The sequence below is a fragment of the Sediminibacillus albus genome (assembly GCF_900101125.1).
Classification (GTDB): Bacteria; Bacillota; Bacilli; order Bacillales; family Amphibacillaceae; genus Sediminibacillus; species Sediminibacillus albus.
Genome location: NZ_FNFL01000006.1, coordinates 93897 through 111359 on the forward strand (window position 1 = coordinate 93897; position 17463 = coordinate 111359).

15 protein-coding genes and 1 other annotated feature (1 of these 16 cut by a window edge) are annotated in these 17463 nt (G+C 40.1%); all 15 genes read right to left on the reverse strand.

Annotation, left to right across the window (positions count from 1 at the left end; genetic code table 11):
• Positions 1–119, reverse strand: a sequence feature (ribosomal protein L20 leader region); it reaches 2 nt to the left of the window's first position.
• A gap of 199 nt (positions 120–318) precedes the next feature.
• The 15 genes from thrS to BLR93_RS14645 all read right to left on the reverse strand — a co-directional run bounded on the left by thrS (position 319) and on the right by BLR93_RS14645 (position 17388).
• Positions 319–2268, reverse strand: coding sequence for a threonine--tRNA ligase (gene thrS, locus BLR93_RS14575; RefSeq protein WP_093216096.1), 1950 nt, complete (start codon positions 2266–2268; stop codon positions 319–321).
• Between the two features lie 359 nt (positions 2269–2627).
• The gene (gene ytxC / locus BLR93_RS14580; protein ID WP_245690168.1) at positions 2628–3479 is read right to left on the reverse strand and encodes a putative sporulation protein YtxC; all 852 of its coding nucleotides are present in this window, start codon (positions 3477–3479) and stop codon (positions 2628–2630) included.
• A 171-nt stretch (positions 3480–3650) separates the two neighbouring features.
• Positions 3651–4583 carry a primosomal protein DnaI gene (gene dnaI / locus BLR93_RS14585; protein ID WP_093216098.1) on the reverse strand — a complete coding sequence of 311 codons (933 nt, stop codon included), beginning with the start codon at positions 4581–4583 and terminating at the stop codon, positions 3651–3653.
• Between the two features lie 69 nt (positions 4584–4652).
• Entirely contained in the window at positions 4653–6023 is a 1371-nt protein-coding gene (locus BLR93_RS14590; RefSeq protein WP_093216101.1) for a replication initiation and membrane attachment family protein, read from the reverse strand.
• An 82-nt stretch (positions 6024–6105) separates the two neighbouring features.
• Positions 6106–6567: a transcriptional regulator NrdR gene (gene nrdR / locus BLR93_RS14595; protein WP_093216103.1), complete on the reverse strand. Its 462-nt coding sequence runs from the start codon at positions 6565–6567 to the stop codon at positions 6106–6108.
• 30 nt (positions 6568–6597) lie between these two features.
• The gene (locus BLR93_RS14600; RefSeq protein WP_093216106.1) at positions 6598–7011 is read right to left on the reverse strand and encodes a cytosolic protein; all 414 of its coding nucleotides are present in this window, start codon (positions 7009–7011) and stop codon (positions 6598–6600) included.
• Positions 7012–7182: 171 nt separating this feature from the next.
• The gene (gene speD, locus BLR93_RS14605) at positions 7183–7560 is read right to left on the reverse strand and encodes an adenosylmethionine decarboxylase (RefSeq protein ID WP_093216108.1); all 378 of its coding nucleotides are present in this window, start codon (positions 7558–7560) and stop codon (positions 7183–7185) included.
• Between the two features lie 407 nt (positions 7561–7967).
• Entirely contained in the window at positions 7968–9002 is a 1035-nt protein-coding gene (locus BLR93_RS14610) for a glyceraldehyde-3-phosphate dehydrogenase (protein ID WP_093216111.1), read from the reverse strand.
• 545 nt (positions 9003–9547) lie between these two features.
• Positions 9548–10156, reverse strand: a complete 609-nt coding sequence (gene coaE / locus BLR93_RS14615) for a dephospho-CoA kinase (RefSeq protein ID WP_093216114.1) — start codon at positions 10154–10156, stop codon at positions 9548–9550.
• A gap of 15 nt (positions 10157–10171) precedes the next feature.
• Complete coding sequence (gene ytaF / locus BLR93_RS14620) at positions 10172–10801, reverse strand: sporulation membrane protein YtaF (protein WP_093216116.1); 630 nt, start codon at positions 10799–10801, stop codon at positions 10172–10174.
• Between the two features lie 70 nt (positions 10802–10871).
• Complete coding sequence (mutM, locus tag BLR93_RS14625; protein WP_093216119.1) at positions 10872–11696, reverse strand: DNA-formamidopyrimidine glycosylase; 825 nt, start codon at positions 11694–11696, stop codon at positions 10872–10874.
• Positions 11697–11714: 18 nt separating this feature from the next.
• Complete coding sequence (gene polA / locus BLR93_RS14630; protein ID WP_093216121.1) at positions 11715–14351, reverse strand: DNA polymerase I; 2637 nt, start codon at positions 14349–14351, stop codon at positions 11715–11717.
• 325 nt (positions 14352–14676) lie between these two features.
• The gene (gene pnpS, locus BLR93_RS14635; protein WP_093216124.1) at positions 14677–16074 is read right to left on the reverse strand and encodes a two-component system histidine kinase PnpS; all 1398 of its coding nucleotides are present in this window, start codon (positions 16072–16074) and stop codon (positions 14677–14679) included.
• Positions 16061–16765, reverse strand: a complete 705-nt coding sequence (locus BLR93_RS14640; RefSeq protein ID WP_093216126.1) for a response regulator transcription factor — start codon at positions 16763–16765, stop codon at positions 16061–16063. Before BLR93_RS14640 ends, pnpS begins: the two co-directional genes overlap by 14 nt.
• Before the next feature lie 146 nt (positions 16766–16911).
• The gene (locus BLR93_RS14645) at positions 16912–17388 is read right to left on the reverse strand and encodes a MaoC/PaaZ C-terminal domain-containing protein (RefSeq protein WP_093216129.1); all 477 of its coding nucleotides are present in this window, start codon (positions 17386–17388) and stop codon (positions 16912–16914) included.
• Positions 17389–17463 lie beyond the last annotated feature (75 nt).

Genomic DNA, 17463 nt, shown 5'->3' on the forward strand with positions numbered 1-17463 from the left:
TATAAAAAAAGTGTCGGTACATACTGCACCCACACGTCTCCCTTTACAATAAGGATTTGCAACCTGCCAACTGCTTTGCGCGTCAATCAGGTGAGAAGCGGGTGCTTCTGCTTGCCTCAGATCATTATTTAATTTCACCTATAAAATAATAGCATAGTTACACAAAGATGTCAATATCCGTTTGTTTCTCAGAAAACGACTATTCAATAATACTAAAAAACCATCTAAAATGCAAGAAGCTTTTCGCCACCAGACAGACACCATAAGAAGAGTAGGGCTCCGACACTGGTTTCAGTGTCGGAGCCCTTGTCAACCAGGCTACTTATTCGTCAATGCTTTCTCTCCGATCTCCGATTTTATGCTGGTGATAAAATCATCCAACGGTTTTGTCTCTGAATTTTTTTCTCCGTAGCGACGGACATTTACTGCTTTGTTGTCGATCTCCTTGTCGCCCACTACTAATGCAAAAGGTATTTTTTGCATTTGTGCTTCCCTTATTTTATAGCCGATTTTCTCGTCTCTTTCATCAACCTCTACCCGCACACCTTGATAACGAAGTTCCTCTTCTACTTTTTTTGCATAATCCAAATGGATTTCAGCAGATACTGGAATTATTCTCGCTTGTACAGGCGCCAGCCATGTAGGAAATGCTCCTTTATATTCCTCAATCAAGAATGCTACAAACCGTTCCATCGTAGAAACGACACCGCGGTGAATAACTACCGGCCGATGCTCTTTACCGTCTTCGCCAATGTAAGTCAAGTCGAAACGCTCGGGCAAATGGAAGTCTAACTGAACCGTTGACAGGGTTTCATCTTTTCCCAAGGCAGTTTTTACTTGTACATCTAGTTTCGGTCCGTAGAATGCTGCTTCACCCTTCGCTTCCACATAATCTAGCTCCATATCTTCCATGGTTTCTTTCAGCATTGTCTGGGCTTTTTCCCACATCTCATCATTGTCCACGTACTTCTCTGTATCTTCCGGATCGCGGTAAGATAAACGGAAATAGTAATCATTTATTCCGAAATCTTTATAGACCGCCTGGACAAGCTGAACAACCCGGATAAATTCATCCTTCAACTGGTCAGGCCTTGCAAAAATATGTGCATCGTTCAAAGTCATTGCCCGTACGCGCTGCAACCCAGCCAAGGCTCCCGACATCTCGTGGCGATGCATCGTACCTAGTTCCGCTATTCTGACAGGAAGATTACGGTAGCTGTGCAGCTCATTTTTAAAGACCATCATGTGATGCGGACAATTCATCGGACGCAACACAAGGTCTTCGTTGTCCATTTCCATAGTCGGAAACATATCATCCTTGTAATGATCCCAGTGTCCACTTGTTTTGTAAAGGTCGACACTTCCCAGTACCGGCGTATAAACATGGTCATATCCTAATCTTTCTTCTAAATCAACGATATAGCGTTCAATAGTACGGCGGATCGTTGCCCCTTTTGGCAGCCACAGCGGCAGCCCTTGTCCCACTTTTTGAGAAACGGTAAAAAGGTCTAGTTCCTTACCTAGCTTACGATGGTCCCGCTCCTTTGCTTCCTCGCGAAGCCGCAAGTATTCCTCCAGGCTGCTCTTCTTTTCGAATGCAGTTCCATATATGCGCTGCAACATCTTATTATTGCTGTCCCCGCGCCAATACGCTCCTGAAATGCTTAATAATTTAAAGACTTTGATTTTGCTAGTGGAAGGAACATGAATACCCCGGCATAAATCAAAAAACTCTCCTTGCTGGTAAATGGAAACTGTTTCTCCTTCTGGAATAGCGTCGATTAACTCTATTTTCAGTTCATCGCCTATCGACCGGAACATTTCCTTTGCTTCTTCTCTGGAAACCTCTTCCCGGATAATCTCAAGATTTTCATCAATAATTTTTTGCATTTCTTTTTCGATTTTTGGCAAATCTTCCGGAGTAATGGATTCTTCCATATCAAAGTCATAATAGAAACCATCCTCAATAACAGGACCGACACCGAATTGAACATTATCATATAACCGTTTGATTGCTTGCGCCATCAAATGGGCTGCAGAATGCCGCATAATTTCAATGCCCTCTTCATTTTTATTAGTAATAATTTCAATGGCGCCATTACCAGGAAGCTCACTTCGCAGATCATAAGGAACTCCATCCAATTTTACTGCCAAAGCTTGTTTTTTTAGTCCAGGGGAAATGGACGCCGCTATGTCCTCTCCCGTCGTACCAGCAGGAAACTCCTTTTTGGCGCCATCCGGGAAGGTGATTACTAGTTGTTCTGACATGTTTGTCACTCCTTTTCATTATTAGCAGAGTTAGGCATCTAAAATAAAAACGCCCATCCCTGCAGCTTTTACAGCTAAGGGACGAGCGTTGGCCTCGTGGTTCCACCCTAATTCCCGTATTTTGTGCGAATACGGCTCATTAAGCATCTGTAACGAAGATGATACGCTGCTGTCTACTGTTAATTTCGAAAACAGGGTTCAGAGGTGGTAATCAAATGCCGGAAGAACAGGAAGCTTTCAGCCAGCAGACTTCCCTCTCTATGGTCATCCTATTCATTCGATCGTATCCTCATCAAAACCGATTGTAAAGTTATATATGAAGGTATTATAGCGATACAAAGCAGAAAAATCAAGTCAATTTAATGATTTCTTAAATAGTTGGGAAATGGAAACCTTGAAAATGGTTCGAATACTGCTTTCTCCTGAAATACATTGATTACTGTTAATGTCTTAGGCTCAGAAGGATAATCACCATAAATAATTATCTGCTCGGGAGCCATTGCCAAGAGCGGTGTAATGTTTAGCTCAGCTTCATCCAGTCCGACTATGTACAAAGGCTCCTGTTGAATCAGCATTTTGATTTCCATTTTTGAAAAAGGCTTGCCTGATGACTTATAAAACTTAAAATGCTGTCCTTGAATAACATGGACAACTTGGAATTTTGACTTCTTTTTTGCCACATATTCGCGCAGCGATTGAACAAATGACTGATAATCCTCTTCTCGCTTGAATTCATCAATAGCCATTCCGATAATCTCGATGAGTTCCTCCCTGTATGTCTGCAGACGAAAATTGACAACCGAGTCAAAGTGGACTATTTCCCCGGAATGAATATTGGATTGAAACGAATCAAGCAACGTTTTTCTAAGATCGATTTCTGTAGGAATGGTTACCTCCACATTGTCCTCTTCCGCTAAAATGCACCGGGCCAATTCTAATATTCGTTGTACCTCCTCCTCATCCTTATAGTAATAAACACCTTTAATTGTCTCCAAAATCCAAGTGTTCTGTCTGTGTTTGACAAAAACATCAGCCATCGCTTTGGCTGTGTTTAACAGCTGCTCATCAGCCGTACGGTTCTCCTGGATTTTAATTTGATTTCCCCATTTGTCACTCGTTTTCCAATTCAGCTCCACATCCAGGCCGTACTGAACGATTCGGTCACAAAATGTCATAGTTTCTTCTTTTGTCTCAAAATAAACCTCAAGCAATAATCATCACCCTCATCACGATCAAACTGTTACATTATATGGATGAGAAGATGAAAAAATGTACTATCTATTCAAAGAAAAACTAATAGATTTAACTATATTATCTTTATAGGTATAAAAAAGCGGCATCTTTTCTATGCCGCTTTCCAAAAAAACTTATATTTTACTTTCTTAACCCCGGCGATTATCCCCAAACAAAGGGACTTCTCTGCTTACTTGCTTAATCCTTTCGATAATCCTGCCCGCTTTCACTTTCTCTACATCTCCTCGAGTCGTAGTAGCAAGGTGATTTTCCAGCTGTTCAAGACTATAATTAGAAGTGAAAAACACAGGGAGTTTTTCCATCATTCTATATTGCAGGATTGATCCTAAAATTTCATCTCTAAACCAGGCAGATTGAGACTCTGCGCCGATATCATCCAGCATTAATACCGGGATTTTTTTGAAGTGCTCTACTTTTGAATTAAGGGAATCATCTTTTAAAGAAGCTTTGATTTCACGGACAAATTCAGGCATATAAATGACCATGGACGGAATCCGCTTCTTGGCAAGTTCATTTGCTATTGCCCCTAGAAAGTGGGTTTTGCCTACTCCGAAAGGTCCATAAAAGTACAAACCTTTGTCTTCCTGTTGTTCCGTTCCCAATGACCGCAAATAGGAAAGAGTAGCTTTGATGGCTTCTCCGCGCTCCAAGTTATGATCCAATCCTGCAACCGATGCATTTAAAATATCTTTAGGCATGTAAAGACTTTGGATTAAAGATTTGTGTTTATCCTGCTCTTCCCTCTGTACTTTTTTGTAGCACTTATCATAAGTTAAGCGGATTTTTTTACCTTCAACATGCAGATAAGGTGAGTATCCTGCAAGAATATTGCCGCACTGCTCCAAAGCTGGACAGTCTTCACAATTTTTTGATTGTGATTTGAACTCATACAGCTTCATTAAATTTTTATCAATATCGCTGGCTTCCAATTGAGGATTACTTAGGAGCAGTTCCTTAACTCGTGAGTCATTCAAAATATCCTCACGTAAGTGACTGAAATTTTTTTGGAAGTTTTGATTTTCTCTCATCCATTTTTTTAGAGAAGCTTGAATAGGTTCCATTAGCTATCATTCCTTAATAAAAACTTCTTATTTGAAACTTTGTACGAACAGCCGGCGCCTGCATGAATGCTAGCTGCCATTTTTTAAATAATCCTTTAACAGCTCCCCTAGCTCCTCAGGGTTATCTTCAGCAGGATTTGTATGGTTTTTCGCAGTTGATGATTGTTTCTGTTCTTTTCTTTCCTTAAACCATTCCGGAATAACTTCCTTCTTGCCCGATTTCTTATAATATTGCTTATCATTTCCCCATTGCTGGTACTTTTGATTTTCCGATTTTGCCAGCATCATTGCCTGCTTGACATTTTTGACATTTTTTCTGGCCCAGTGGCTTGCGATTTTTTCCAAATAGGCTTTGGAAAGTTTCATATCTGTTTTAAGCAGTACGTAATGAACGAGTACGTTCATCACTCCAGGTGCAAGTCCTTGTTGGGTCATTACATCCCTGATGACTTTCAAATCCTGGGCTGACGCTTGATTGCCCCCAGAGAGATCTTCCAACAATTGCTTTGGAGAGATTTCTTCCAGCATCTGAATAAATTGGCCTTCTTTCGTTTCAGGCTTTTGTTCTGCTTTTATCTGGTTGTTTTTATGAGAACGATCGACCAGTTTGACATCTGACTTACGGGTGTTGGCTTGAAATAAGTCATGGCAAGCTGATTTGAACTCTCCTCCATCCAATTGATTGTCTTCATTAATTGCCCACATTACTGCACTCTCTATATCCTGACTAGTTAGTCCGTATAAAACGGCCATTTGGACGATTAACTTCCTGTTTGAGGAAGTTAAGACTTTCCTTGAGGGAATCATTCGCTGCTTCAGCATTTGCTCCAGCCAACTAAAATCAATGTTCTGTTCCGGTAAGGACAAGCCCTGGTCTTTTTGTGCCGGTTTTTCTTCTCCAGGGGAAGTTTGTGCAGCAAAGTGATTGATATAGGTATCAAAAACATCCGCAAATCCCATGGTAACATCTTCACCAAAGCCTTCTCCATTTTCTTCATCAATTCCGAAAAGGCCTCTTAAATCCAGAAACTTTTTATCCCCAAGGTGATGATATAACAGTTGAGACAACATACCATCATTAAAAAAATCAGCCGGTGAAAACGGCGGATTCAGCTGGTAGATGTATACATTATTTTGGCCTGATTCCTCTTTGTATGTATTCATCAGGCCGATGCCTTCCAGTTTTAGTCTGGCCTGGTATAATCTATCAAGCGGGAGAGACAGGTAATTCATCAACGAATGATGTGTTTGGGGATTCTGCTGGTTACTTCTCAATTGGCATTCACTCAGTAGCGTTTGATATAACGAAATCGCCTCAACCCCTACTAACGGCTGGTATAAATGGGTAAGTGATTGAAAACAATTTGCCGTAATATCTTTAGGCAGTCTTATATAAAAACCATCAATCGGAAGTAATTTACCAATATGCTGATGATTCACAGTCTCATCTCCTTTCTTTTAGTAATGAGGTTGTCCCGTAAAAAGATTTCTGTGAAGTATATATAGAAATTAAACAGGTTTATTAATTTTTGTCGGTCCGGATTAAGTCCTTTAGTTCATCAAGGAAAACGCTGATATCCTTAAATTGCCTATAAACAGACGCAAAGCGCACATAAGCTACCTCATCGACGGAGGATAATCGATCCATTACCATTTCACCGATTTCTTTGCTTTGAACTTCGGATGTGCCTCTATTGCGTAATTCTTTTTCAACTTCCACTGCAATCGATTCAATTTGCTCCAATGCTACAGGCCGTTTTTCACATGCCTTAATAAGCCCCCGCATCAATTTTTCCCGGCTGTATTCTTCCCTTGTCCCTTCTTTTTTCACTACAATTAAAGGAACTTCTTCCAGGCGCTCAAAAGTAGTGAAGCGGAAGGAGCATTCTTCACACTCGCGCCGTCTTCTGATTGATCTTCCCTCTTCTATCGGGCGTGAGTCGAGGACTTTTGTACTTTTAAATTGGCAATTTGGACATCTCATTATGTATCAACCCCACACTCTTGTAGCAATTTAATTATTCATATCCGCGTTTTTAGTCATAGAAGTTTCCAGGAAAATAAGATCCTTTTTCAATTGACTGTATAACTTCGGAACCAAATTGTGACTAAACCCAAAATCAAAAGGCAGCACCGATTCTGTCGTTACCGAAAAGTCAATCGCCGTACGATATGGTTTCACCATAATGACTGTCGCAATTATAAATGCCTTCCGTCCCCCAGTATAATTGACGCTTATTTCTCCATGTTCTTTGGATTGGGCGACAATTTGAAAAGAATCAGACCGCTTAAAATAATCTTCGACCGCTTGCAGTCCTTTATCCTTGGTGGTTTTGAAATAGTGGGTTTGTAATTTTGGATCCCAGTGGTTCTCACTTGTTTCAGAATGATTGCTAAAATATTTAGTAAACGTTTGTCGAAAACTCATCACAGCACCTCACGACTATTTAACAGTTTATTTACTTTATATTTTAACACGTTTTCGACTATTAAACGATAAACAAAATTTTCATAGCGTTTCTTTTGCTGAAACCTCATGAAACTTTCCGAATAAAAACCCCCTTGCTTTTCTAAACAGCAAGGGGGTTTGGGCTACTAACTATAATGCTTTAAATTGACTAATGTCTACAGGACCCATGCCACGAGGAACTTCGACTTTTTCGCTCCTTTTTGATTCAAGCGAATCGGCAATGAATTCTGCAGCTACATTCGGGTCAATGATATCGCCACAGGTATAAACATCAATGCTGGCATAACCATGTTCCGGAAAGCTGTGAATTGTTAAATGGGACTCTGAAATAATGACTACCCCGCTCACACCATAAGGAGCAAACTTATGGAAAGCTACTTCCCTAATTTCTGCGCCAGCTTTTAAAGCCGCATTTACGAATACCTGCTCGATTAATCCCATATCATTTAACTTATCTATATTACAGTCCCATAATTCTGCTATGACGTGCCTGCCCATTGTATCCATCAATTAATCCCCCTTTTAAAAGTAAAGAAGTTTCTTCTTGTTAAGCATGAACCGCCATGGGGGAAAGTTAGTCCAAAGAGGTCCTAACCCTTAAAGCAGTCTTCAGCCACACTTCTGTAGAAGAAAACTCAACAGGCAAATGATTAAGCCATCCTGTTGTTTTACATTTTGCTAAGTTTATTTTTATTCCCATATTTGCTTGTATACCTCATATTTTGTGCTGTTAAAACCATATTTTCTATATGGAAACAAACGTAAACAGCACCTTTTGAGGTGCAAAAAAAGTATATATGGTTTACTTCCTTTTTGCAAGCATCTTCGAGAATATTTTACTCTTAAAGGAGGAATACAAGGGTGTAACCTACACCCTTGCACTTATTATTGGATATTTAGCAGGACTTATCCCATCAGGAAAACTGAAATTGTCTGCTGTTGCTTGATTTAGCGCCAATAAACTTCGCTAAATCAACAACCCGGCAGGCATATCCCCATTCATTATCGTACCAGGCAATCACCTTGACCTTGTTCGACCCTATTACCATGGTCGATAACCCATCGATAACAGCTGAATATTCACAGGTGGTATGATCTATAGACACAAGTGGTTCTGCGCTAAATTGGATAATACCTTTTAAATACTCCCTGCTTGCCTGTTGAAAACTGTGATTGACTTGTTCCTCTGTTACATTGCTGTGCAGGTCAACAACTAAATCAACAAGAGAAACATTCGGCGTTGGCACCCTTAATGCCATTCCTTTTATCTTTCCCGTCAGCTGGGGCATCACTTCTTTTACAGCTTCCGCAGCTCCTGTTGAGGTCGGAATAATCGATTGTGTGCACCCTCTGGCCCTTCTTAAGTCCTTATGCGGATTATCCAAACTTTTTTGGTCATTAGTAAATGCGTGGACAGTGGTCATTAAACCATTAGCAATCCCATATTGTTGGTCCAATACTTTCAAAACAGGTGTTAAGCAATTGGTAGTGCAAGATGCACTGGATATAATCCGATGGCTATCCGGCCGATAGTCTTCCTCATTGACTCCCATAACAATCGTTGCATCCACCCCTGTACCAGGTGCCGTAATAATTACCTTCTTCGCCCCCGCTGTTATATGCTTACCAGCCTCTTCCTTGGATTTAAATTTACCAGTAGCTTCGATTACAATATCAACACCAAAATTCGCCCATGGAAGTTCCAAAGGATTTCTATAGGAGATAAGCGGTATTTTATTCCCATTTAGTTCAATTCCGTTTGCAATCGCTTTCACTTCATCGCTGAATTTCCCATGAACACTATCATATTTTATTAGGTGTGCTATAGTTTCTGGCGGGTAACTGGCATTTATGGCAACAATTTCAATATCTTTGTCCTTTGCCGCTTTTCTAAATACCATACGCCCTATTCTTCCAAACCCATTAATCGCTATACGAGTAGTCAACAGAATGACCTCCTAATGTGTTATGTTTTTATTCAATAACTGCGATAATAGTATATCATATTAAATAAAAGTGTGTACTATTGTTAGTTAAGAATAATAAAAAAAAGCCTGGATTAACCGAGGCCGCTGAAAAAGTCCTTTTTAATCTAAAGGGGCTGTCAAAGTTTGTTATTGATGCCACGAATCGCTTGTCGGTGGATGCTTGCCGCGGGCACGGCCTCAGCTAACTTGGTCAAGAAGATCACTTGACCAAGTGGATCTTCGGCTCGTGCTGTTTCCGCAGGCGTCACCACCGATCGCCCAACGCGGAACAAACATAGACACGGATATGAGGTCGCCTTATCTTCGGGTCTGGGAGGCATGTGCATTCAAGGGCGATGGCGATTTGTACAGCAAATGTGAAACGAATCGTTAGTCCAATGAAGGAATAGAGGGCACAAACCTCTTGAAGTTAGACGAAAAGCGGTCTGTATGGAAATTAAATCCCATACAGACCGCTTTTTAAAATTTCTACCTATCATAGAGTTTCCGTTTTTCAGTGCCCTCGATTATCCAGACTTTTTTACATGCCACTCTTCTAAAATTGATTCTAATTGTCGTTTAGACTCTTCGATTGTTCCGTTGTTATTAATAACCTTGTCCGCCATAGCGGCCTTATCTTCCATGGAAATTTGAGAAGAAATACGGTCTTCTGCTTCTTCCCTGGTAAAATTGTTCCGCCCCATTAACCGTTTTAACTGGGTTTGTTCATTGACAAAGACAACGAGTACTTTATCAACTAAATGAGTCAGCTTGCTTTCGAACAGGAGTGGAATATCAAGCACTACTGCTGATTCTCCGGCTTCTACATAGTTATCCCGCTGCCGAAGCATCTTCTTTCGGACAGCAGGGTGAACAATCTTGTTTAATTGCTCACGTTTAGCTGCATCTTTAAATATAACTTGGCCAAGTTTCTTCCGGTCTAACGATTGATCTGACTGCAGGACATTCTCCCCAAAAACCCTTACAATTTCCTGATAAGCTTCTTCTCCTGCTTCAACTACTTCTCTGGAAATTACATCTGCGTCTATAATAGGAATATCCCATTCGGAAATGATACGGGCAATGGTACTTTTGCCGCTCGCGATGCTTCCTGTCAAGCCGATTACGATAGTCAAGTTTATCCCCACCTTTTAGGTTATTTTTAAAATGCCGATGAATATGAGAATAAGCCCAGGAATAAACGTCAGGCGTTGCAGCCAGCGCCAATAAGAAAACAAATATCCACTTTTCATTCCTATCGCTAAAAACAACCCAGTTGTAAAGCCGATACCCAATGCGGCTAATAAAGGAGGGAAGCCAAGCATTGCGGCACCAATACCCGCTCCAAAAGAATCAACTGACAAGGCCAGCCCGAGCAAAAAGGCTTCAATACCAGCAATCCTTCCTGAATTATCCATGTCGGCAGTCATTGGTTTCTTTAATATTTCAATCACAATGCCCAGTGATTTAATTTCGAAAGTAAACACAATTGGTTGCTCATTTTGCGTTTTATCTGTCTTGAAAAATTGATATATGACCCATATTCCAATCACAATCAATACTGCTCCACCCATCACTTCCGCTGCCGAAGGAGCCAAAAACGAAGCAATAATGTTTCCTATCAACATGGATAAGTAAAAAACTGCTGCTGAAATAATAGCTATAAGTCCAATGGAACGTATTTGCAATATTAATTTTCGTAAGCCGTAGGTAAAACCAACCATAAAACTATCAAGGCTGACGGCGAAAGCAAGCAGTAAAAATGTAGTAATCTCGGCCATATCACTAGCTCCTTTATCCATACTTTTTTACGAGTTAGTATATGGATGGAGCATTTCTCTTGTGCTTTTCTTATTTTTGGCAAGATAAACAAATATGGGTACCTCTGCCGCCTACCTTCATTTTAATAATAGGTCCGCCGCATTTCTTGCAAGGTTCTTTTTCCTGGCCATAAACGAATAATTCCTGTTGAAACATCCCAATTTGCCCTTGGCTGTTAACATAAGAGCGAATCGTTGTTCCACCTTGGGCAATTGCTTGTTCTAATGTTTCCACTGCAAAGTAGTGGATGTTCTTTACTTCCTGCTCCGATAACTCCGTCCCCTTTTTTTCCGGGTGAATGCCCGCTTTAAATAACGTTTCATCAACATAAATGTTTCCCAGACCTGCTATAACGGATTGGTCCAGCAAAATCGATTTGATGGTTCGTTCGCTCTTATGCACTTTTTTATAAAAAACGGAAAAGTTAAAGTCAGGGCTAAAGGGATCTGGCCCTAATTGGTTTAATGGCTTCTGAGAAAATTCCTTCCCCTTCTCGACTACATGCATCGTTCCAAATTTCCTTACGTCATTGTAGCGCAATTCACTGCCATCACTAAAAGTAAACAATACATGCGTATGGTTTACTACAGGGTCTTTTTCTTGAAACACTCCATATTTTCCTTCCATCCGCAGATGGGATATTATTGTATAGTCGTCAAGCCCGAACAATAAAAATTTACCTTTACGGCCAATTTCGTTAATTGATTGGCCAATCAGCATATCCTTAAATTGATCTACGTCAGCTGGTTGCTTTATAATATTTTCCCAAAAAACTTCTACTTTGACGATTTTCTTTTTCAATACTAATTCTGACAACGTTTTTCTTACTGTTTCAACTTCTGGTAACTCCGGCATTTGCTAACTCTCTCCCTGCTATTTTGCATCGTACCAAGTTTCACCATAAGAGTAATCTACCTTAAGGGGTACATTCAGTTCTACCGCTCCCTCCATCGCAGAAGGTACGATTTTTTTCAATTTATCGATCTCAGCTCTTGGAGCTTCTAATATTAATTCATCATGCACTTGCAGAAGAACTCTAGCCTCGACTCCTTCGTCCAAGAGTTTTTGATGAAGATTAATCATGGCGAGCTTGATCACATCTGCTGCACTACCTTGAATTGGCGTATTCATAGCAGTCCGCTCTGCAAAGCTGCGTTTATTAAAGTTTCGGCTGCTAATATCAGGCAAATATCTCCTGCGATTCATAAGTGTAGTTACATAACCGCTTTGCTTAGCCTCTTGAACAATTTCTTCCATATAATCCCTAACGCCAAGATAAGTGTCCAAATAGCGGTCGATAAATTTTTTAGCTTCTTTTCGGGTAATACCTAGACTTTGCGATAATCCATAATCACTAATACCATATACGATACCAAAATTAACTGCTTTAGCCTGCCGCCTCATGTTGCCAGTAACTTCGTTTTCAGATACGTGGAAGACTTCCATGGCAGTCTGAGTATGAATGTCCTTATCGTTATTAAAGGCTTCGATTAGTTTTTCATCATTAGACATATGCGCTAGGACGCGCAGTTCTATTTGTGAATAATCCGCTGCGAAAATAAGCCAGTCATCTTGTGAGGCAGTAAATGCTTGTCTAATTTTTCTGCCCTCTTCCAGCCTGATCGGGATATTTTGCAAGTTAGGATCCGTAGAGCTCAGCCTGCCTGTCTGCGTGAGAGCCTGGTTAAATCGGGTATGGATTTTACTACTATCCTTGTGTACCACCTTGAGCAAGCCTTCAATATATGTCGATTGCAGTTTTCCAAGCTGTCTGTACAAGAGAAGCTTCGGAATAATTTCATGTTGGTCTTGTAATTGCTCCAAAATATCGGCAGAGGTGGAGTAACCAGTTTTCGTCTTTTTTATAACAGGAAGACCGAGCTTTTCAAACAATATTGGTCCTAACTGCTTGGGTGAATTCAGATTAAATGGTTCCCCAGCAAGTTCAAAGACTTCCTTCTCAATTTGCTTTAAACGGCTTTGTAGTTCTGCGCCCATATCTTTCAAACGATCTACATCCACTTTTACGCCCGTATGTTCCATCTCTCCCAATATGATAGCTAAAGGCATTTCCAATTCCTTAAACAATTCGTACTGTTGATTTTCCTGTAATTTTTTTTCGATTGTTTCTTTCAGGTGGAATATCAAATGGGTCTTTCTTGCAATATGTTCCGCTAATTGATTTTGTTCAGGGATTTGAATTTTGGCACCTTTGCCGTACACTTCCTCGTCAAACAGCACACCTTTTTCTCCCATACGATGGCATATGGCAGGAATATCATGGTTATTATCAGAAGGATTGATTAAATAAGAAGCAAGCAATAAATCAAAGTTTATCCCATTGATATGGATGCCTTTATTCAATAAAGCTACTGTGGTTTTTTTAGCATCGAACACCCATTTTTTCTTGGTCGTGTCTTCTGCCCACTCCTTAAACTCCTGCGAATTTACAGCTACCTCTGTCGGAATGAAATAATTGGAATTTTCATTTACAATTCCGAATCCTTCAATCGGTGCTGTATGATAGTTATCCTTCAGCATCTCCACAACAAGCGCTTCCTTGCCAGTGAACAGGTCTGCTTTTACTTCCGTTAAAATAGTGACATCTATATCTGGGAGCTCTTCCGCTGCTGCTTCCTGATCATCTTCCTCGCCAATTCTGCTCAACAAAGATTGGAACCCTAAATCTTTGAAAACGGCACTGACTTTGTGCGCCTGGTAGCCTGAATAATCAGTATCCTGCAAACCTATTTCTATAGGTGAGTTGCATGAAATAGTTACCAGTTCTTTGCTCATGTATGCATCCGCTTGATGGCCTTCCAGCTTCTCCTTAAGTTTTTTTCCGCTTATTTCCGGTATATTTTCATATAGATTGTCCAATGTATCGTACTGTTTAAGGAGCTTGACAGCTGTCTTTTGGCCGATACCTGGGATACCTGGTATATTGTCGGAACTGTCCCCCATCAATGCTTTCATATCAATAATCTGGTCTGGCCTAATCTCCATTTTATCCAACATAAAGGATGGGGTATAAGCGTCTATGTCGCTTAATCCTTTCTTAGTTAAGCTAACGGTTATTTTATCGGAAACAAGCTGAAGCAAGTCTTTGTCTCCGGATATCACGTTGACTTGCCAGTCTTTCTGCTCGCCTTGTTTTGCCAATGTACCGATAATATCATCTGCTTCATACTGTTCCAGCTGGTAATATGGAATGCTAAAAGCTTCCAGTAATTCTTTTAGTAGTGGAAATTGCTCCGATAATTCCGGCGGCGTTTTTTGCCTGCCGCCTTTATACTCCTTATATGTTTTATGGCGGAAGGTGGTCTTTCCCGCATCAAATGCGACTAAGATATGGGAAGGCTTTTCGGTATCAAGAATCTTCAAAAGCATATTAGTAAATCCATAGACTGCATTCGTGTACACACCTTTATCATTATTCAATAAAGGCAATGCAAAAAAGGCACGGTAAGCGATACTGTTGCCATCAATTAAAACCAATTTATTTTTCATTATTTCGGCACTCCTTTTCCTATGTGAAGGATGTATTCTTTATTATGTAACATTTAACCGTACGGACCTTTCTTTATTTTACCACGATTAAACCAAAGAAGAAAAAAGCCGCTCTGCCCTGGATAAAAAAGTTTCTGCCACTCGCAGCGCACGGTCAGTCTTGCGCTAATATAATAGTGGTCTGCCCATCCATGCGGCCAGATGGTGAAAATTGTCCTATTTTGGGAAAAACGAACAGTAACTGCATAGTTCCTAGCATACAAAAAAGCGGAGCATATGCTTCCGCTTCCCCTAAGAACCTCATTATCCGGTCCACACTTCCTTATCAAAATAACCCCTTAGAATACTCCGGTTTTCTCGGCAGACTTATAATAAATGTAGTTCCTTTTTCCAGTTGACTCTCCAGCCTGATTTCTCCATGGTGTGCTTCGACGATATGTTTGACAATTGCCAGTCCTAAACCTGTACCGCCTGTATTTCTGCTTCTTGCCCGGTCCACACGGTAAAATCTTTCAAAAATACGGCTCTGAGCTTCATCAGGTATCCCAATACCGGTATCCGAAATGGTTATTTCAATATGGTTCAGTTTTTCGCTGACTTTCAATAGTACCTTTCCATTATCTGAAGTATAGTTAACGGCATTATTCAATAGATTGATGAAAACCTGTTTAAGCCTATCTGCATCTGCAACAATCTCCAATGTATCCGGCAGCTTAATGGATAGGTCAATTTGTTTTTTAACGGCTTGCTGTTTGATAACCGGAAGTAATTCTTCTACCAAGGAGGAGAGGTCAATATTCTGGTATTCCAGACGCATTTCATCCTTTTCGAGTTTGGACAGTTCTAATAAGTCATAAATTAAAGCTTGCAATCGCTCCCCTTCCTTTAGAATAATCTCTAAAAATTGTCTGCGAAGCTGGATATCTTCCATTGCTCCTTCTAATAATGTTTCAGCAAAACCTCTGATGGAAGTTATAGGAGTTTTCAGTTCATGAGAAACATTCGCAACAAAGTCTTTTCTCATTTCCTCCAGCTTTTTCAACTCTGTAATATCGTGGAACACCAGTACGGCACCATTTAATACTTGTTTTTCATTAAATATTGGGGCACCGACGACTTCAATTGATTTTCTTTCTATTTGGCCAGAAATAGTGAATGAATCTTTCACTTTTTCTTCATAAAGAAATGCTTCCTGAACTGCTTTATGTATTCTTTCCTGATCAAGCACGTCATAATAGAGAAAACCCATAAAATCCTTTGGTTCTCCCTCAAATATTTGCAAAAACTTTCGATTGATTAAATGCACATAGCCTTTTTCATCTATAAGCATCAATCCGCTTTCCATGTTGTCAATAACTGTTCTCATTTGGCTTTCTTGCATCTTCTCCTGAAGTGTAATCTCCTGTAGATTTCTGGCCAGGACATTGATAGCATTGCTCAACTTTCCCGCTTCCCCAAAATAACTTACATAGGTTCTGGCTTTATAGTTACCCTTCACTAATTCATCAGCCACTCTTGACGCCGACTGAACTGGTTTTATGTACTTTTCAAAAATATTGATAATCAAAACCATAAAGACGATTAATCCACCAAGTAAACTAAAACCTCCAATAATTCTTTCGGTGAGAGGCAGAAGTGGAAGGATGATAATCCCCATCCCCGCAAAAATTAACACAACAACGAAAAGATAGCTCAGGAAGGGACGAATATTAACCGATCCCATTTAAATGATCCTCCATTTTGTAACCTAAACCACGAATGGTTTTAATATATACAGGATGTTTTGTGTCTGGCTCGATTTTTTCCCTTAAGTGGCTGACATGGACATCCACAATCCTAGTATCGCCAACAAAGTCATAATTCCAAACAGCGCTCAGCAATTGATCCCTTGATAGTACTTTTCCTTTATGCTTTGCCAAGTACAAAAGCAGTTCAAATTCCTTCCTGGTAAACTCGAGTGTCTCTCCCTGAAAAACTGCTTCATATTGTTCAGGATAGATGACTAAGTCAGCAATTTTAAGAAAAGATAGTTCCGTTTCCGTCTTTTTATTCGCTCTTCTTAGAATAGCCTTTATTCTCGCAACCACCTCTTTGGGGCTAAATGGTTTGGTTAGATAATCATCAGCCCCCAGCTCTAATCCGAGTACCTTATCAAACTCATCATCCTTGGCTGTTAACATGAGGATAGGTGTTTCTATCTGCTTTTGCCTCAAAAGCTTGCAAACTTCTGTCCCATCAAGCTCAGGCAACATGATGTCTAAAATGATTAAATCGAAATTTTCCTGAACGGCTTTTTGTATGGCTGCTTGGCCGTCATAGGCAACATCAGTAGTAAATCCAGCCTGTTCTACATTATATTTCAATAAAGTAACGATTGATTCTTCGTCATCTACAATTAGTACTTTGCGGCTCATCTCAACACCCCCATGTATTTATCTATATAATATCCTATTCTCATCATACAATGAAGGGATGCTTCTGTGAACAGTACAGGCTAAGGATTCTGGCAAGTTGCTGTAAATTTTTGTTTACAAACTTTACAATTCCATTCCGGAAAAGCTTAATAAAAATTTTCTAAAGAAGAAGCAATTGTCGACTTTGGCTGATAAGGAGGGCATACAACTAAGGAACCTTTGAGTACATGATCGCCCCGATTATCTGTCGCTGTTACAATGACGATCACTTGATGGTTTTCCATATCGATTTCTTTGATTTCTAAGCGAAACGTTACTGTAGCATAATGAGTAACTGGTTTCAAAAAAGCCATGTCGTGCTGTAGAATATGGCTGCCGGGCCCGGGAAGCTTCATCGATACGATGGAGGATACTACTCCGAATAATAGCACAGAAGGTACAATCGGGCACTTGTATGGGGTTTGTGAAGCATAATCATGCTGCAGGTACAGAGGGTTTGCATCATTGGTAAGTCCTAAATACAATAACAGCTCTTTATCTTCTATTTTATGGCTTGTTTGATAACTGTCCCCTACCTTTAACTGGTCGATCATTTTCCCTAGCGGTCGTTTTTTCCCTAACATGTCATAATCCTCCTCAAAATGTAATCGCTTTCTTTATTGATTTAGTTTCATTATAGAGGAAAGCAGTAAAGAGAT